Here is a 16314-nt window from a genome sequence, read left to right as displayed (position 1 = left end):
CCACCCTGGGGATCACCATCCGACGGGTCCTGACCGACAACGGACCCTGCTACCACGCCCGGGCGTTCAGCCAGGCCTGCCGCCGACTGGGCATCCGCCATCGCCGCACCCGGCCCTACACGCCGCGAACCAATGGCAAGGCCGAGCGCTTTATCCAGACCGCCCTGCGCGAGTGGGCCTACGCCTTCACCTACGCCACGTCAGAGGAGCGCAAACGCCATCTGCCCCGATGGATCCACGACTACAACTGGCACCGCCCACACGGTAGCCTGAACAAGCAGCCACCCATCAGCGTCCTCGGTCTACCTGAGGACAACCTTGTGAGACTCCACAACTAGGGAGACGCTGATTGAATCGCACGTCCGCGTTGGCGCCCCCTGTTTTCCGAGACAAGGCGCGTCGTGCAGCGGGTAGTGGTTCTACCCGCCCGTTTTTGATGACTTCGGGGCGCAACGCAGGATCGGGGAACAGGGGCCACCAACCCGACAAGTGATTGAAAGAGCCGGCTCGGCCGCCCGTTGTTGATCAAAAACGGGCGCGCGCACGGCGTTGCGGTTCCCTTGTGCAGAGTGACTGCACGGCAGTCACCGCGCATTAAACGCACGCAAAAGCGACTCGAACGCGGACGTGCGATTAAATCAGCGTCTCCCTAGCGCCCGATTGGCACAGCACGACCAGCGATCAGGGTGCGACGAGACCCTGGCGACTTTGCTACAAGCTGAAAGATGTCCGCAGAAGCGGCTCAATGCCACCCCAGTCATGCGCTGCATTCCTGAAACGAAGCACTCTGATCGAAGTTCCGTGGTACGGGGCCGTCCCGACAACCGGTGCGTGCGGTCCTTATCAGAAGCCCGCCTCTTTCTGATGTCGGAAGGCCAGCACGTAAACCGTGTCCTCGGCCGGATCGTGTCGATAGAGGGCTACGAATCCGGAATCGCCGAAGTCGATCAGCAGCTCGCGCAGTTCGGGTATTTCGGCATCGGGGCGACCCATATCCGGTGACGTTTCCAGCAGCAGGAGCTGCCGTTCGATCGCCTGGGCTGCTCGCCGGGCGGCATCCGGCGATTTGGTGGAAAGAAAACGCCGGCATCGGTCCAGACCATCCAGCGCTCCTTCGGTTACGATTACTTGTGGCACTCCGGAGCAGCCTTTTCCTCACCCGTGCCCCAGGTGTTCAACCAGGCGCGTGCTTCCTGCCCGGTCACGTGTCGGCCGGTTTCCTGATAAGCAGCCCAGGCCGCGAGAGCTTCCTGCCTGAAGCCCTCGCGAGCTTCTTCGCGCTCGACATATTGCCGAATCGCTTCGAGCATGATCCAGTGAGACGAGCGCCGACGCTGGCTGGCGAGATGCTGGACCCGACTTTTCAACGCGTCGTCAATCTTCAGGGAGGTTGCCATAGCGGCCTCTTATTACATGGTAATACCTTTCGATACTCTATCGTTTCTTTCCCCTGCGAGTCCACTATCAAATATCTGGATCCACAGGCTGTAGACAGGCTTGCGACTCAACCGGGCTGAAACCGACCCGAAGCCGGGTAGGCGCCAGCGGTCGGTTGGCACAGCACGACCAGCGATCAGGGCACAACGAGTCCCATGCGCCTTTGAAGCTCGACGGCGTTTTCGGATGCAATCCTGCGAAACGCGGCACTGATGCGGGTGTCATCCGATACGGTTTGCCAGTACCCAATCGCGGCGTGACAAGTGGTGACCCACACGGCATGTTCACGGGGCAATGGCAGGGCGGGCTCGAACGTCACGCGCGGCAACTCGCCACCCGGGAGCGGCGCGTAGGCCATCGGGAGCATGTCGTAGACCGGGCACAGGACAAGCCGGCCGCCCTCCGGCCGAAAGGCGAGGTTGCCCGGGTGCATGTCGCTATTGGCAATCAGTCGGCCGAACCAGGTGATGTGACGGATGGCTGCAACCGCCTCCGGCGCCAGCAGACGCTTGTCGGCGAGCCCCTGGGCGAGGGCATCCCATGGCGAAGGCGCATGACCGAGCAAGGCCGCGTTCACGGTCTCCAGCGTCACCACCGCGCTGCGGCCGAACAGTCCGTGGCGATCGAAGCGCTCGATCTCCAGGAACGTGCGGCCCTGTTGCTGGAGGATTCGGCTGGGCGGACTCTGCACACCGGGCAGCCCTGCGACCGCCTCCAGAGCCAGATGCTCCGCCACCAGCAGATCGGACCAGCGCTGCACGGTCGCGGACTCGTCCGCACCCGAAAACTTCACGATGACGTGCGGACTATGACTGCCCTGCAGGTCCCGAAGGGCGGTGAACTTCGGGAACTCACCCGCGGCACTGGAGCCCGCAAGGCCCAGCGAGATGGCCTCCTCCGCCGCCTTCACATACATCCCTTCGATTTCATCCGCCCCGAGAATCGGAGGGGGATCCAGGCGGGCCTTCTGCCAGCCCTTGAATGCGACATCACCAACGACCAGGTTGCCCGGGAGATCGGACCCCACACGACTCAGAACCCAGAGGATATCGTCGTCACTCCAGGCATCTGGATTGGGTGACACCCCGAGCGTGTCTTGCAAGCGATGCGCCAGCTGGCGCCCGAGGTAGCCCTGGGGGCGCATATCGTACAAAGGGTATGGCAGACCGGCCCACCATCCTTCGGGGGTCTCGTCGTCATCCTCCAAAGGCCAATCCGAGCCACCGAAGTCGGCATGGCAGCCCTGTGGCTGGATGGGCGAGAGCTCCGTGAGCTCGTGCGGCTGGCCGGCTTCATCAATCACACGGATGGGAGTGGGCGCGAAGTCGCCTCGCAGCGCCCTGCGCAGAGCGTAGCGAGTGCGCCGGGCCCGCCCGGCCGCAAGCACGGGCTCGGGCGTCTCCTGCAGCAGTCGGTGAAGGGTGGGGACCGACAGCCCCAGTTCGCGGGCAAGATCGGCTGCACGCACCGGGGCGAGCCTGGCAAGCGCCAAGCCGAGCTGCTGATGCGCTGCCTCTCGCTTGCTCCTCATCCGAACCTGCCAATTGAAATGATTATTGAGAAAATACTACATCATTAAGGGTCTGATATATAACCCTTCGATTTCTCTCCCAAGCATTTGGTGAAACGATCCTATGGACGAACCCGATCCTGGACGGGACAGGTCTCGGCTCGCCAAGTTTGTGAGCGGATTTGTGACAAAAACGGGGCGCTACAATCTCGGGACTCAAGACTCGATCCCGGAAACGCACCATGACCGACTCCCCCACCCTGTCGATGTACTCCGCCCTGCAGCGGGCCTTCGATCATTTCAACGAACGGCTGTTCGACAACGAATTGCCTCCCTGTCTGATCACGCTGCGCAGCTCCCGCCGGCAGCGAGGTTACCACCACGCCGAACGCTTCATCTCCTCGGATGGCACGATCGTCCATGAGCTGGGTGTTCATCCGGGGTACTTCACCCTGAATCCGCTGGAGGTCGCGCCGTCCACGCTGGTACACGAGATGGTGCATCACTGGCAGGAGTGCTTCGGCCGGCCGAGCCGATCAAACCACCATAACCGGGAGTGGGTCGGCAAGATGGAAGCGATCGGCCTGGTGCCAAGCGATACCGGCCTGCCGGATGGCAAACAGACCGGGCGCCAGGTCACGCACTACATCCAGCCGGACGGACCCTTCGCCCGAGCCTGCTCGGACCTGCTGGCCATCGGGTTCGCACTGCCCTGGTTCGACCGGCATGCCCCCACCGACCCCGAGTCGGTTGCCCAGGTGCCGGAGGCCCTGGCCGAACAGGGGCTGGCCGTGACAAGCGCACCCGCGCCGGCCGGAACGATCGCAATGCGCGACGATGCCGACAACCCGGCAGTGTTTGCGCCACCCGCACCGCACCCAAAACCCCGTGTGCGCATGAACTGCCCGAACTGCATCGCCGCGGTGCCCGAAGAACTGGTCGAGCCGATCCTCGAAGGGTTCACGCCGTTTTTCAATCAGCACAGCGGTGTGGTGTTCATCTCCGACATCCAGGTCAGCCGCCTGGTGAAGTTCAAGGGCTGATACCCCGGGACCGTCCGGCCGCGCCCCTCAAGATCTTCGCGGAGGTACGGCCCTACAGGACCGTTTCACATGCGCCCCAATCCCCGGCATGCATCCCGCCTCTTGCAAAGCGCCGCTCCCGAAGCCAGCCTGAAGGCTCTTCCAGTAGCGGTTCACCACCATGCGCCAGATGTCCCCCCGGGAATTGCACGACTATCTCTCGCAGGCCAAGAGCCCGCCGAAGCTGCTGGATGTGCGCGAGCCCTGGGAATTCCGGCATTGCCACATCGAGGGCTCGCAACTGCTCCCGATGGGCCAGATCCCGACCGCGTACCAGGATCTGAATCCGGAGGACGAGATCGTAGTGATCTGTCACCACGGCGTTCGCAGCCAGCAGGTCTGCGGCTTTCTGCTGCGGGTCGGGTTCAACAACGTGATCAACCTGTCGGGCGGGATCGATGCCTGGGCACGCGAGGTCGATCCCCACATGGCGACCTATTGATCAGGGTTCCCCAGGCCGCTGCGTGACCCGCGTACCCACACTGTCGGTCATCATCCCGGCCTGGAACGAGGCCGAATGGCTGCCACGAACCCTGACCGCCGTCCAGAACGCCCTCTCCGGCCTCGATCGCCCCAGCGAAATCATCGTGGTGGACAACGCCTCCTCGGACGCGACCCCGCAGATCGCGCAGCGCGCCGGCTGTCGTGTCGTCTTCGAGCCGGAGCGCAGGATCAGCCGCGCCCGCAATGCCGGCGCCGAGGCCGCCACCAGTGACTACCTGCTGTTCGTGGACGCCGACACCTGGCCGGATCGCGACCTGCTGCAGGCCACCCTGAAGGCACTGGACAGCGGTCGCGTTTGCGGCGGCGGTGCCCGGGTAGATTTCGACCACCTGAATCACCGCATCTACCGCTGGGGTGCCGGCGCCTGGAATGCGCTGGCCGCGCGCCTGGGGCTGGCCGCCGGCTGTTACGTCTTTTGTACCCACGAGGCCTTCACCGCCGTCGGCGGCTTCAGCGAGGCGGTATACGCCGGGGAAGAGGTCTTCCTGTCGCGCGCCCTGCGCCGCTGGGGCCGGGCACACGGCCAGCGCGTGGAAATCCTGGACACCCCCGTGTTGACCTCCGGGCGCAAGGCGGACTGGTTTCACCCCGGCCGTCACATCCTGGTGGTGCTGCAGGTCCTGCTGCTCCCCTGGAGCCTGCGCTCCCGCCGCCTCAGCTGGTTCTGGTATACCCGTCCGGGCAGTCGCGACTGAACGATCGCGGTGCCGTCGCCCCGTCGGGTTCGGTATACTGCGCGGTCTTTCGGTTCGCGCCCTGCAGAGGAACCCCCGGACGCCATGAATCCCCGCCTCGACCGGCTCCAGCCTTACCCGTTCGAACGCCTGCGGGCCCTGTTCGCGGACCTGCGCCAGCCGGAAGGGCTGGAGCCCATCGCGCTGTCGATCGGCGAACCACGCCATGCGCTTCCGGGTTTCGTCGAACCCGCCCTGCGCGACGCCGTACAGGGTTACAACCACTACCCCACCACGCGCGGCGAACCGGCCCTGCGCGAGACGATCGCCGCCTGGCTGCAACGCCGGTTCGACTTGGATACCGTTAAGCCCGAGCGCCAGGTGCTGCCGGTCAGCGGTACCCGCGAGGCCCTGTTCGCGATCGCCCAGGCCGTCGTCGCGGAGAAGCCCGGGGCGCGCGTGCTGATGCCGAATCCCTTCTACCAGATCTACGAGGGTGCGGCCCTGCTGGCCGGGGCAGAACCGGCCTTCTACGACCTGGCGCCGGAGAACGGCTATCTACCCGACTTCTCCACGATCGACGTCGCCACCTGGGATGCGGTGCAGCTCGTCTACATCTGCAACCCGGGCAACCCGGCCGGCGCCTGCATGTCCGAGGCGGCGATGCAGGACCTGATCCGTCTGGCCGAACGCCATGACTTCGTAATTGCGGCCGACGAGTGCTACTCCGAGATCTATCACCCGGAGGCCACCCCACCCGCCGGCCTGCTGGGTGCCGCGGCGCGTATGGGTAATACCGGGTTCGAGCGCTGCATCGTGTTCCACAGCCTGTCCAAGCGCTCCAACCTCCCGGGGCTGCGCTCCGGATTCGTGGCGGGCGATGCCGAGCTGCTGGACCGCTTCGCGCTGTACCGTACCTACCATGGCTGCACCCTGCCGCCGCCCACCCAAGTCGTTAGTCGCGTGGCCTGGGCGGACGAGGCCCATGTCGCGCACAATCGGGCCCTGTACGCGGAGAAGTTCGCGGCGGTCGTCCCGCGGCTACAGGCCATACTCGACGTCACCACACCGGCCGCCGGCTTTTACCTCTGGCCACGGGTTCCCGAAGGCGACGACGAGGCCTTTGCCCGCCGCCTGTACGCCGAGGCCGGAGTGACGGTGCTGCCCGGGCGCTACCTCTCGCGCAGCGACCCGAACTCCGGGCACAACCCCGGTGCCGGGCATGTCCGCATGGCCCTGGTCGCCGAGCCGGCCGCCTGTGTCGAGGCCGCCGAGCGCATTGCCAGCCTGTATGAATCCATTACCTATTAATACGTTGCAAGGAAAACCTCATGTCCGATATCCAGAGCACCATCGAAACCGCCTTTGAACGCCGCGCCGAGATCAACCCGCGCAACGTGGAGACCAATGTCCGCGATGCGGTGAACGAGGCGCTGGAGATGCTGGACACCGGCCGTGCCCGAGTCGCCGAGAAGAAGGGCGGCGAATGGGTGGTGAACGAATGGCTGAAGAAGGCCGTACTGCTGTCGTTCCGCATCTCGGAGAACGAGTTCATCAAGGGCGGCTTCACCAACTACTACGACAAGGTCCCGTCCAAGTACGCCGACACCTCCAGCCGTGACTTCCGCGAGGCCGGCGTGCGCGTCGTGCCGCCGGCCACCGCGCGCCGCGGGAGCTTCATCGCCCCCAACACGGTGCTGATGCCGTCCTACGTGAACATCGGTGCCTATGTGGATGAAGGCACGATGGTCGATACCTGGGCCACGGTCGGCTCCTGCGCCCAGATCGGCAAGAACGTGCACCTCTCCGGCGGCGTCGGGATCGGCGGCGTGCTGGAGCCGCTGCAGGCGGCCCCGACCATCATCGAGGACAACTGCTTCATCGGCGCCCGCTCCGAGGTGGTCGAGGGCGTGATCGTCGAGGAAGGCGCGGTCATCTCCATGGGCGTGTATCTCGGCCAGTCCACCCGGATCTACGATCGCGAGAACGACGAGATCCTCTACGGCCGCGTACCGGCCGGCTCCGTGGTGGTCTCCGGCACCCTGCCCTCCAAGGACGGCAAGTACTCGCTGTACTGCGCGGTGATTGTGAAGCGCGTGGACGAGAAGACCAAGGCCAAGGTCGGCCTGAACGCCCTGCTGCGCGATGTCTGACATCGCGCTCTTCGGGATCGCCAACTGCGATACCGTCCGCAAGGCCCGCCGGGCGCTGGATGCGGCCGGCGTGGATGTTCGCTTCGTCGACGTTCGCAAGGACGGGCTGGAGGAGGCCCGGCTGCGCAACTGGGTCGAGGCGCTTGGCTGGGAGGCCCTGGTCAACCGGCGCGGCACGACCTGGCGCCAGCTTCGCGCCGAACAGCGCGACGGGCTGGACCGCGAACGCGCCATCGCCCTGATGCTCGAGCACCCGGCCCTGATCAAGCGGCCGGTGATCGAACAGGGGGACGCGATCACGGTTGGCTGGACCCCCGACATCGCGGCCCGCTGGGGGGCTGCCTGAGGCCCTAGGCGGCATGCTGAGGCGAGCCGGCATTCGCTGGCGGGCGATGCGCTGGCGCGCCCACCACTGGCTGGCCCGTCACCCACGCCTGCACACCGGCCTGCATGCCGCCGGGAGCATGAAGAGCGGCCCGGAGGCCATGGCCCGCGGGGTTGCCATCGGGCTGTTCATTGGCCTGACGCCCACGGTCGGCTTTCAGACCGTATTGATGATCATCCTCTGCATCGCGCTGGCCGGGAATTTCCCGACGGCCTTCGTGGCCTCGTTCGTCAGCAACCCCCTGACCACGGCCCCCCTGTACTGGGGCTACCATTCCCTGGGCGAGGCGGTCTTTCGCTACATGCCCCTGCTCACCCACGACCCGGACGCCTGGTACCTGCAGGGGATCGGCGACGAGATCACCTTCACGTTGCTGGGCAGCCTGCTGATCGCGAGCCCCACCGCCATGGCCGGCTACTGGATCTCCCATCAACTTTCCGCCGCCTGGCAGCGCCACCGGGACCGGCGGCGCGCCGAGCGGGCCCGGCGCCGCGGCCCCTAAGCCTCGTCACTCGGTCGCCTCCTCGGCGACCCCTTCCCCTGCCGGCGCGCCACTGGGTTCCGGCCATTCCAGCCGGACATCCAGCAACTCCACCGTGCCCCGGTCGCGCTCCAGGGGCGGTACGTCGGCGTAGGGGTCCGGATCCAGCCGGCCGTCGTGCCACACCCACACGAAGTACCCCAGGTTCAGCAGCGCGAGCGCCAGGATTAGCCAGCGCATCCGGCATCCTCCGCGAGCGACAGGGCCCATAGCCCGTCCAGAACCAGGTTGGGCACGATCCGAGATTCCTCGCGCAACAGCGGCGCCAGCCAGTAGGCATCCCCGCCGGTCAGCCAGCAGGGGGCCTCCTCGCCCAGCACGTCGCGGGAGCGCGCGATCAGCCCGTCCAGTGCCCCGGCCAGCCCCAGACCCCAGCCACGCTCCAGCGCATCCGCACTGTTCAGCCCGGGCGACGGGTCAAGGTCCTCGGGCCACTGCGTCGCCTCGCGCGGCGCGATACGATCGGCCAGACGGGGCTGCAGCGCCTCCCAGCCGAGCTGGCGCCCCGGCAGTATGTAGCCGCCTGCATGACACCCGCCCGCCTGCAACACGTCGACGGTGACCGCGGTTCCGGCATCCACCAGGATGACCGGCATATCGCCAACGGCCCGCGCCGCGACCAGCGCGCAGTACCGGTCCACCCCCAGCTGGCCGGCTGCGTAGTCGGTCCGCAGGCCGTTCGGCCCGGCAGCCGCAACCCGGACCGCGTGGACCGAGGCCGCCAGCCCGGCGCTGTCCAATTCCTCGGCGAACGCCGCCCCGCGATCACCCGCCACCCGCGAGACCCATACGGCGTCGATGGTCGAGTCCTGCGTCATGGATGCAAGGGCGCGGGCGCAGCCCGCGGGCTCCCGGGCCGCGCCGGAGCCCAGCACGTCGCCATCCCGGCTGCGCACCTGCCATTTGACCCGGGTACTGCCGATATCCACCAGCGCAACGTCAGACATGTTCACGACTCCGTACCGAAACCTCGCCCGAGTGCAGATACCGCACCGATCCGTCCGCGAACGCCGCCACCAGGCAGCCGCTGGCCGGATCGATCCCCTGCGCCCGGGCCTGCGCTCCATCGTCCAGCAGCTCGATGGCCTGCCCCCGCAACAGATCGAGCCGCTCCAGCTCGGACTCCAGCGGGGCCACGCCCTCGCGCACCATAACGGGATGCAGGCGGCAAAGCCGGTCGACCACCCGCGCGGCCAGTTCCAGGCCGTCCGGCGCCCCACCCGGACAATGACTGGCGAGATCGGTGACCGCGCGGTCCAGTTCCAGTGTATCTGCGGCCTCGCGATTCATCCCGATCCCGGCGACCAGCCGGCCCGGCCGCTCCCGGCCCGGCGCCCGCTGCTCCATCAGGATCCCGCCGAGCTTGGCGCCCTGGATCATCAGGTCATTGGGCCACTTGAGCCGCACGGACTCCAGACCCAGCCCCTCCAGGGCCTGGATTACCCCGATCCCCACACCCACCGGATAGGCGGGCGGCACCGGGCCCCGCGCGATGGGCCACGCCAGCGACAGAGCGAGGCTCGCCCCGGGCCGCGACTGCCAGATCCGGCCCCGCCGGCCGCGGCCCGCGGTCTGGGTATGTGCCACGCAGACACGCGGTCGCTCATCGTCCGTGGCAGCCGCCTCCAGGAGATAGCGGTTGGTCGAATCGACCGATTCCAGGACCTCGACCCAAGGTGCGTCGACGTCGCTGCCCGCCAGCAGGCCGTCGACGCGCTCTTTCAGCCATGCACTTTCCGGCGCCATAATGCAGACTGTGAATGAAGTCTCGGTCATCGGGATCGGTACTCGGCCAAGGGGCACAGGGGTTGGATACCAGGGATACGCGGGGGAAAGCCAGGCACCATGGTAAGCATTCCGTCCGGACGGCGCTGGGGCTGCTGGTACTGGTGGCAGGGCTGGTCGCGGGCGGAACCAGCGCGGACGAGCTGTACAGCTACCGCGATGCCTCCGGTGCCCGCGTCCTGACCGACGAACGGCCCCAGGGTATCCCGTACGAAACTATCCGCTCGCCCGCGAGCACGGGCACGGGGACCCCGTCCACGGGCGGCGACTGGTCTCCCAGCCAGATCTTCGTGTTCGAGGGCCCGGGCGGTGAACGCCTGGTCACCAACCAGCATCGCCAGGACAGCGGCATGGAACTGGTCGCCACCTACGGCCGCCCCACCGCGCGCGCCCGCTGCGGCGAGCGCGCCCGCCAGGCGCTGGCCACCGGCGGTGGCGAGTTCGCGGACCTGATTCGTACGGCCGCCACCCGCAAGGGCCTCGACCCTGCGCTGGTCCAGTCGGTCATTCACGTGGAATCCTGCTTCGATCCGCAGGCGGTCTCGCGGGTGGGCGCCCACGGCCTGATGCAGCTGATGCCCGCGACCGCGGCCGATCTCGGGGTCACCGACCGTTTCGATCCGGCCCAGAACATCAACGGCGGCACACGCTATCTGGCCGCGATGCTCGAGCGCTTCGAGGGGAATCTGGATCTCGCCCTGGCCGCCTACAACGCCGGCCCCGGCGCGGTGGAGCGCCACGGCGGCGTCCCGCCGTTCCGCGAGACGCAGACCTACATCCAGCGCATCCGCTCGCAGTACACCGGCAACGGGCGGCCGAACTGACTCAGACTTTGGGCTTGTCGCGCCCGCAGTTCCAGCACTGGGTGAACTGCGGCTCGATCACCTCGCCGCAGCGCGGGCACTTCCAGTCCCGGCCGTCGTGTTCCGGCTCGCCCTCCAGATACTCCAGTATCAGGGCTCGCGCCTCCTCGGCCTGCTCCTCGTGCACCACCATGATGCGCGCCCAGGTCTCGGTTGGCGGGACCTCCCCCGCCGCGCCCATGAGCCCCGCCTGGTTCACGTACGCCGGGATGCCGGCCTCTTTCAGCAGGTCCTCGATGAACCCGGCCATCACGGGGTCGGCGGCGGAATAGACAGTCCTCATGGCCGCGACCGTAGCACGCGCGGCAAATCCGACGCAGCGGGCCTACCCCTACTGCACCGTGCCCTGATTGGCCGCCTGGAAGTACTCCATCGCCTTCTGGATCGCGAAGAACGGGGCTTCCTCGAGCGCGGTGCGGGTATGCGGCAGGTTGATGTCCGCGTGGTACTTGCGCATGGCCAGGACATGGATCGGCAGCTCGCGCGCGAACATCGGGTTCTCGAAGTTGAAGTACTGGCCCAGCCCCAGCACCAGATCCTGGCGCTCGTCGGCCGTCAGGCTCTCCGGGGACACCCGGACATCCGGGAGCTGCCCGGCCTGGCCGTCGACCGATACCACCACCTGGCGATCCCCGTCGGCCGCGGCCGGCACGGAATCTCCGTTCACCAGCTGCAGGTTCTCCGACAGGTCCAGGTACCCCTTGGACAGGATATGCCCATGCGGCTGGAACACCTTGCTGGACATGTTGACCGCCCAGAGTTCCATGGTCTCCTTGAGGTCCTGGGCCGCCTGCACCTCGCCCAGGGCGAACAACTGCTGGGCGTAGACGATATCCCACACCCAGACCTGGCCGTATTCGGGCAGCTCGCCCTCGACGGCCAGCGAGACCTTGCGCAGCTCGGGCTGCGATTCGTCGCGCGCATGCAGTGTCAGGGTAAATTCGGCCAAGGGAGTTCTCCTTACGGCAGCGCCACTCGCGCTGCATGATCAAGGCCCGGATTATAGTCGCCTGTGCCCACCCGCCGCAGTTCAGGCACGCAGCCCGGGGGCTTCGGCCACGCCTGCCCCCCATTCACGGAACTGACATAATGTCGGAGGGGAACACTGGTTAATCTACACATTCGCGTTGGTGCCCCATGTTTCCCGAGACAAGGCGCGGTGCGCAGCCGGTAGTGGGGCTACCGGTAAGCGCCGCAACGCTGCATCGGGGAACATGGGGCACCAACCCCACAAACTATTGAACGCAGGGGCTCGGCCGATTTTGCGCGCGCACGGCGTTGCGGTTCCCTTGTGCAGAATGACTGCACGGCAGTCACCGCGCCTTGTTCGCACGCAAAATCGACTCGAGCGCGAACGTGTAGATTAACCAGTGTTCCCCTAGACTCGCGGGTCCACTTCTGCCGCGAGTCGTGCATGCCGGATGCCGACGTGACCCAGACCGATCTGTTCCTCAATCGCGAGCTGTCCCTGCTGGAATTCAACCGTCGGGTGCTCGCGATCGCCCAGGACCCCGCCTTCCCGCTACTCGAACGCCTGCGCTATCTGAGTATCTCCTCCACCAACCTGGACGAGTTCTTCGAGGTCCGCGTGGGCTCGCTGCGCCAGCAGGTCGAGCTGAACGTGCAGGCCCCCGGTCCGGACGGCCTTTCCGCCGCCGAGCAGCTTCGCCAGATCGCCCCGCGCGCGCACGACCTGGTCGAGGAGCAGTACCGCACCCTGAACGATGAACTGATCCCGGCACTGGCGGCCGAGGGCATCCACTTCGTGCGTCGCACCCACTGGAGCTCCGCGCAGCAGGAATGGGTGCTGCAGTATTTCCGCGAACAGCTGCAGCCGGTCCTGACCCCGATCGGCCTGGACCCGGCGCATCCCTTTCCGCGCATCCTGAACAAGAGCCTGAACTTCATCGTCACGCTGAAGGGCAAGGACGCCTTCGGCCGCGAGTCCGGCCGCGCCGTGGTACAGGCACCGCGTTCTCTCCCGCGTCTGGTGCGCCTTCCGCGGGAGGTCGCCAGCGGCGACAACGATTTCGTCCTGCTGTCGTCCATCCTGCACGCCCATGTTGACGAGCTGTTCCGCGGGATGAAGGTGACCGGCTGCTACCAGTTCCGGCTGACCCGCAACTCCGACCTGTTCGTGCAGGAAGAGGAGATCGACGACCTCCTGAACGCCCTGGAAGGCGAGCTGCCCCAGCGCAACTACGGCGCCGGCGTGCGGCTGGAGGTCGCGGACAACTGCCCGCAGGAGGTCGCCGATTTCCTCCTGCAGCAGTTCCATCTGGATCCCGACGACCTGTACCAGGTCACCGGCCTCGTGAACCTGAACCGGCTGATGGCGGTGCACGAACTGGTCGACCGCCCGGACCTCAAGTTCCCGCCCCTGGTCCCGGCCCTGCCTCGCGTGGACGCCAGCGGCAGCGGCATCTTCGCCTGCATCCGCGAGCAGGAGCTATTGCTGCATCATCCGTACCAGTCGTTCATGCCGGTGGTGGATTTCCTGCGCCAGGCCGCGGCCGACCCGCGGGTACTGGCCATCAAGCAGACCCTGTACCGCACGGGCACCCGCTCGCCCCTGGTCGAGACCCTGATCGAGGCGGCGCAGGCCGGCAAGGAGGTCACTGTCGTGATCGAGCTGCGGGCGCGCTTCGACGAGGCCGACAACATCGAGCTGGCCAACCGCATGCAGGATGCCGGGGTGCATGTGACCTACGGCGTGGTCGGCTACAAGACCCACGCCAAGCTTGCCCTGGTGGTGCGCCGGGATGGCGACCAGATTACCCGCTACGCCCACCTCGGCACCGGCAACTATCACTCCGGCACTGCCAAGGCCTACACCGATTTCGGCCTGCTGACGGCCGACCCCGTGCTGACCGAGGACGTCCACCGTGTGTTTCTCCAGCTGACCGGGCTCGGCAAGGTGACCCGGCTGCGCCAGCTCATCCAGGCCCCCTTCCGCCTGCACGACGCGATGCAGGAGAAGATCGAGCGCGAGATCGAGAACCACCGGGCCGGCAAACCGGCGCGCATCGTCGCGCGCATGAACTCCCTGAACGAGGCCACCATCATCCAGGCCCTGTACCAGGCCTCGCAGGCCGGTGTGCCCATCCAGCTGATCGTGCGCGGCATCTGCAGCCTGCGCCCCGGGGTCCCCGGCATATCGGAAACCATCGAGGTGCGCTCGGTACTGGGCCGCTTCCTCGAACACTCGCGGGTGTTCTACTTCGAGAACGCCGGCAACCCCGAGGTGTTCCTTTCCAGCGCCGACTGGATGCCGCGCAACTTCTTCCGCCGCGTCGAGGTGGCTTTCCCGGTGCGCGACCCGGAGCTGCGCGACCGCGTGGCCGAGGAATCCCTGTTCAACTACCTGCGCGACACCGCCACCGCCTGGTCCCTGCAACCGGACGGCAGCTACACCCGCATTCGGCCCGCAGACGACCAGGCCCCCTACTCCGCACAGGAGGTCCTGGCGGCCCGGCTGGCGGGGTCTACCGCCGGCTGACGCGACACCCATGGCCGGCGCGGGGCACCCGGTCGTGGGACTTCGCCGGTCCCCGCTTGACCCCATCCTTCGGACAACCGAACCTGAAGGTCACAACCTCCCTGTGGGCGCGAGCATCCGGACCCCCTATGAAGATCCTGATACTGGAAGACGAAGATCTCATGGCGGATCTCCTGAAGACGCTCGTTCGCGGCCTTTATCCCAATTCCGACATCTTCCACGCGCGCTCCATTACCGAGGCCCTGCGACGTTGGCGCGAGACACACCACGACCTCGTGCTGTCGGACCTGTCGCTGCCCGACGGGAACGGGCTGGACTTCCTGCGACGGGCGGCTATCGATGGCCGCGTCACGCCCATCGTCATCATCACCGCGAACCCGGAGCGTAAGAGTGTCCAGCGCGCCGCTCGCTACGGCGTCCGGGGTTTTATCTCCAAGCCCTTCGAGGCGGAACTGGTGCATGACCGTCTGCAAGCGATACTGGCTACGGGAGCGACTACCGCCGAGTCCCGCGAAGAAGCCGAGGGCGAGCCGGAGGCGCCCGCCCTGGAAAACGCCCTGCAACAGGCCGAATCCGGTGAGCTGAGACTGCCTACACCGATCGATCTTGACGCACTGCGGGAATTGAGGGCGCGGGCCGACACACTCTCGCTGTCCGAACTGGAGAAGGCCTGGCAGGACATTCCATCCCTGGTCACGCGCCTGATCGATGCATCCAACGGCAGTGCTCTGAGGCGCACCGACACCCCCAATACCTCGCTACGCGACGCCCTGCAGGTTCTGGGCATCCCCACCGCCCTGAATCTGGCAATGGCCATGGCCCTCGATCTCACCACCACACTTCAAGACCCCAACCTCCAGACCCGCGCCCGGCATTACCAGGAACAGAGCGAGCGCATGGCCCACCAGGCCGCGGCCTTGGGTCGCAGCCTGCGGGCGGACGCCAGCCTTTGCTTTACCGCCGGACTGATGCATCGCCTGGGCGAGCTCGCGGTCATCGCCACGGCACAGCGCTGCGTCCTTCAGGGCTGCACCCTCGACCCAGCCGCCCTGGATACGGCGCTTGCGGGGGACTGGCCCGCTCGAATGGCCGTAGCGCTGAAGTCGCGTCTACGCCTCTCTCTCCCGTTAAAGCAGATGATTGGGGCCGCCCACGGCTTCGGTCTGGGCAGCGGCCACATTCATCTCCCCATCATGCGCACCGCCTTCTTGCTGACCAATGGGGCGGCGGACTCCGCCGAATGCCAGAAGCTACTGGGGCGCCTTGGTCTGTCGGACCAGGACACAACAGGCGGCATACCCGCTCAGCAGGTCTCGCTCCAGAGAAATGCTGATGGGTGAACACGCTCGCGTGGGCACCCCGAGCCCCCGAGGCAGGGGACACTTAGCCGTTAGCGCCTCCACCCCCCGTTCTATAAACCCTCGGGGCGCAATGCAGGGTCGGGGAACCTGGAGTACAAGCCCCAAACTTGAGTGAATTCAGGGGCACATGCGCCGCACACCATCGGGCCGCACACGCGTGCGGCACCCTCCCGGAACCGAGGCGCTCCTGAACCCAATCCTCTTGTTCCCGATGCAGAGGGTCGCTGGGTTGTGTGCGTCAAGTTGTGCAGAAGTGAGTCAGCCATGTTCGGTTGGTCGGTATGGCTCAGGCGGCCTCGGCCTGCCGGAGCAAGATCTTCTTGTGCTCTTTGAGCAGATCCATGTTCAGGTAGCGGTTGTCCTCCAGCCAGCCTTCGTGGATTTCGACGGCCAGGGCCCGTACCAGGCGTAGACAGCTGTGGGTGTTGGGGAAGATCCGGACCACCCGGGTCCGGCGGCGGATCTCCTCGTTCAGCCGCTCGAGCATGTTGGTGCTCTTCATGTGCTTGTGATGGGCCCG

At 66.5% G+C, this 16314-nt stretch carries 20 protein-coding genes; 11 read left to right on the top strand and 9 right to left on the bottom strand.

Features of this window, described 5'->3' with window-relative positions; all coding sequences use genetic code 11:
* On the top strand, positions 1–338 hold a 338-nt coding region (locus H609_RS13445; protein WP_038036269.1), incomplete at its 5' end, for an integrase core domain-containing protein.
* A 505-nt stretch (positions 339–843) separates the two neighbouring features.
* Here the strand turns inward: H609_RS13445 and H609_RS0110700 are convergent.
* The 3 genes from H609_RS0110700 to yjjJ form a co-directional block, all read right to left on the bottom strand.
* On the bottom strand, positions 844–1098 hold the full coding sequence (locus tag H609_RS0110700; RefSeq protein WP_028484947.1) for a type II toxin-antitoxin system RelE/ParE family toxin: 255 nt from the start codon (positions 1096–1098) through the stop codon (positions 844–846).
* 26 nt (positions 1099–1124) lie between these two features.
* On the bottom strand, positions 1125–1397 hold the full coding sequence (locus H609_RS0110695) for a CopG family ribbon-helix-helix protein (RefSeq protein ID WP_028484946.1): 273 nt from the start codon (positions 1395–1397) through the stop codon (positions 1125–1127).
* A 176-nt stretch (positions 1398–1573) separates the two neighbouring features.
* On the bottom strand, positions 1574–2968 hold the full coding sequence (yjjJ, locus tag H609_RS13440; protein WP_028484945.1) for a type II toxin-antitoxin system HipA family toxin YjjJ: 1395 nt from the start codon (positions 2966–2968) through the stop codon (positions 1574–1576).
* Positions 2969–3189: 221 nt separating this feature from the next.
* On the opposite strand from yjjJ, the gene H609_RS13435 reads away from it, so the two are divergent.
* From H609_RS13435 to H609_RS0110655, 7 genes are all read left to right on the top strand, one after another.
* Positions 3190–3990 (top strand): SprT-like domain-containing protein, encoded by an 801-nt coding sequence (locus H609_RS13435; protein WP_369773667.1) that lies wholly within the window; start codon positions 3190–3192, stop codon positions 3988–3990.
* A 160-nt stretch (positions 3991–4150) separates the two neighbouring features.
* Positions 4151–4471 carry a rhodanese-like domain-containing protein gene (locus H609_RS0110680; protein WP_028484944.1) on the top strand — a complete coding sequence of 107 codons (321 nt, stop codon included), beginning with the start codon at positions 4151–4153 and terminating at the stop codon, positions 4469–4471.
* A gap of 22 nt (positions 4472–4493) precedes the next feature.
* Positions 4494–5228, top strand: coding sequence for a glycosyltransferase (locus tag H609_RS0110675; RefSeq protein ID WP_028484943.1), 735 nt, complete (start codon positions 4494–4496; stop codon positions 5226–5228).
* Positions 5229–5312: 84 nt separating this feature from the next.
* Positions 5313–6518: a succinyldiaminopimelate transaminase gene (dapC, locus tag H609_RS0110670; protein ID WP_028484942.1), complete on the top strand. Its 1206-nt coding sequence runs from the start codon at positions 5313–5315 to the stop codon at positions 6516–6518.
* A 20-nt stretch (positions 6519–6538) separates the two neighbouring features.
* Entirely contained in the window at positions 6539–7360 is an 822-nt protein-coding gene (dapD, locus tag H609_RS0110665) for a 2,3,4,5-tetrahydropyridine-2,6-dicarboxylate N-succinyltransferase (protein WP_018867360.1), read from the top strand.
* Positions 7353–7706 carry an arsenate reductase gene (locus tag H609_RS0110660; RefSeq protein WP_028484941.1) on the top strand — a complete coding sequence of 118 codons (354 nt, stop codon included), beginning with the start codon at positions 7353–7355 and terminating at the stop codon, positions 7704–7706. The genes dapD and H609_RS0110660 overlap by 8 nt, the downstream gene beginning before the upstream one ends.
* 13 nt (positions 7707–7719) lie before the next feature.
* Positions 7720–8247, top strand: a complete 528-nt coding sequence (locus H609_RS0110655; RefSeq protein ID WP_028484940.1) for a DUF2062 domain-containing protein — start codon at positions 7720–7722, stop codon at positions 8245–8247.
* A gap of 6 nt (positions 8248–8253) precedes the next feature.
* Here H609_RS0110655 and H609_RS0110650 read toward each other — a convergent pair whose 3' ends face one another.
* The 3 genes from H609_RS0110650 to H609_RS0110640 are packed head-to-tail and all read right to left on the bottom strand — an operon-like array spanning position 8254 to position 10032.
* Positions 8254–8466, bottom strand: a complete 213-nt coding sequence (locus H609_RS0110650) for a hypothetical protein (protein ID WP_018867357.1) — start codon at positions 8464–8466, stop codon at positions 8254–8256.
* Positions 8454–9233: a type III pantothenate kinase gene (locus H609_RS0110645; protein WP_018880731.1), complete on the bottom strand. Its 780-nt coding sequence runs from the start codon at positions 9231–9233 to the stop codon at positions 8454–8456. Before H609_RS0110645 ends, H609_RS0110650 begins: the two co-directional genes overlap by 13 nt.
* Positions 9226–10032 (bottom strand): biotin--[acetyl-CoA-carboxylase] ligase, encoded by an 807-nt coding sequence (locus tag H609_RS0110640; RefSeq protein WP_026280729.1) that lies wholly within the window; start codon positions 10030–10032, stop codon positions 9226–9228. Before H609_RS0110640 ends, H609_RS0110645 begins: the two co-directional genes overlap by 8 nt.
* A gap of 143 nt (positions 10033–10175) precedes the next feature.
* On the opposite strand from H609_RS0110640, the gene H609_RS0110635 reads away from it, so the two are divergent.
* Positions 10176–10895, top strand: a complete 720-nt coding sequence (locus H609_RS0110635) for a lytic transglycosylase domain-containing protein (protein ID WP_019558901.1) — start codon at positions 10176–10178, stop codon at positions 10893–10895.
* A gap of 1 nt (position 10896) precedes the next feature.
* Here H609_RS0110635 and H609_RS0110630 read toward each other — a convergent pair whose 3' ends face one another.
* Both H609_RS0110630 and H609_RS0110625 read right to left on the bottom strand, forming a co-directional pair.
* Positions 10897–11217, bottom strand: coding sequence for a DUF2007 domain-containing protein (locus H609_RS0110630; RefSeq protein WP_081618691.1), 321 nt, complete (start codon positions 11215–11217; stop codon positions 10897–10899).
* Between the two features lie 48 nt (positions 11218–11265).
* Entirely contained in the window at positions 11266–11883 is a 618-nt protein-coding gene (locus H609_RS0110625; RefSeq protein ID WP_018867352.1) for a hypothetical protein, read from the bottom strand.
* Between the two features lie 465 nt (positions 11884–12348).
* Here H609_RS0110625 and ppk1 point away from each other — a divergent pair, with 465 nt between their 5' ends.
* Together ppk1 and H609_RS0110615 are read left to right on the top strand one after the other, a co-directional pair.
* Positions 12349–14433 carry a polyphosphate kinase 1 gene (ppk1, locus tag H609_RS0110620; protein WP_018878993.1) on the top strand — a complete coding sequence of 695 codons (2085 nt, stop codon included), beginning with the start codon at positions 12349–12351 and terminating at the stop codon, positions 14431–14433.
* 128 nt (positions 14434–14561) lie between these two features.
* A complete protein-coding gene (locus tag H609_RS0110615; protein ID WP_028484939.1) occupies positions 14562–15773 on the top strand; it encodes a response regulator in 1212 nt (403 codons plus the stop codon).
* Between the two features lie 307 nt (positions 15774–16080).
* On the opposite strand, the gene H609_RS13430 is transcribed toward H609_RS0110615, so the two are convergent.
* The coding region (locus tag H609_RS13430) for a transposase (protein ID WP_038035408.1) at positions 16081–16314 on the bottom strand (234 nt) is incomplete at its 5' end.

Source organism: Thioalkalivibrio sp. ALE17, from assembly GCF_000425605.1.
Lineage (GTDB): Bacteria > Pseudomonadota > Gammaproteobacteria > Ectothiorhodospirales > Ectothiorhodospiraceae > Thioalkalivibrio.
Note: the sequence above shows the minus strand (reverse complement) of the source record. Positions and strands in the feature narration are given on the sequence as shown.

Bases quoted from the DNA above. Each gene is read 5' to 3' on its own strand.
- H609_RS0110695 (WP_028484946.1), bottom strand. From the start codon at position 1,397: ATGGCAACCTCCCTGAAGATTGACGACGCGTTGAAAAGTCGGGTCCAG.
- yjjJ (WP_028484945.1), bottom strand. From the start codon at position 2,968: ATGAGGAGCAAGCGAGAGGCAGCGCATCAGCAGCTCGGCTTGGCGCTT.
- H609_RS13435 (WP_369773667.1), top strand. From the start codon at position 3,190: ATGACCGACTCCCCCACCCTGTCGATGTACTCCGCCCTGCAGCGGGCC.
- H609_RS0110680 (WP_028484944.1), top strand. From the start codon at position 4,151: ATGCGCCAGATGTCCCCCCGGGAATTGCACGACTATCTCTCGCAGGCC.
- dapC (WP_028484942.1), top strand. From the start codon at position 5,313: ATGAATCCCCGCCTCGACCGGCTCCAGCCTTACCCGTTCGAACGCCTG.
- dapD (WP_018867360.1), top strand. From the start codon at position 6,539: ATGTCCGATATCCAGAGCACCATCGAAACCGCCTTTGAACGCCGCGCC.
- H609_RS0110660 (WP_028484941.1), top strand. From the start codon at position 7,353: ATGTCTGACATCGCGCTCTTCGGGATCGCCAACTGCGATACCGTCCGC.
- H609_RS0110655 (WP_028484940.1), top strand. From the start codon at position 7,720: ATGCTGAGGCGAGCCGGCATTCGCTGGCGGGCGATGCGCTGGCGCGCC.
- H609_RS0110650 (WP_018867357.1), bottom strand. From the start codon at position 8,466: ATGCGCTGGCTAATCCTGGCGCTCGCGCTGCTGAACCTGGGGTACTTC.
- H609_RS0110645 (WP_018880731.1), bottom strand. From the start codon at position 9,233: ATGTCTGACGTTGCGCTGGTGGATATCGGCAGTACCCGGGTCAAATGG.
- H609_RS0110640 (WP_026280729.1), bottom strand. From the start codon at position 10,032: ATGGCGCCGGAAAGTGCATGGCTGAAAGAGCGCGTCGACGGCCTGCTG.
- H609_RS0110630 (WP_081618691.1), bottom strand. From the start codon at position 11,217: ATGAGGACTGTCTATTCCGCCGCCGACCCCGTGATGGCCGGGTTCATC.
- ppk1 (WP_018878993.1), top strand. From the start codon at position 12,349: ATGCCGGATGCCGACGTGACCCAGACCGATCTGTTCCTCAATCGCGAG.
- H609_RS0110615 (WP_028484939.1), top strand. From the start codon at position 14,562: ATGAAGATCCTGATACTGGAAGACGAAGATCTCATGGCGGATCTCCTG.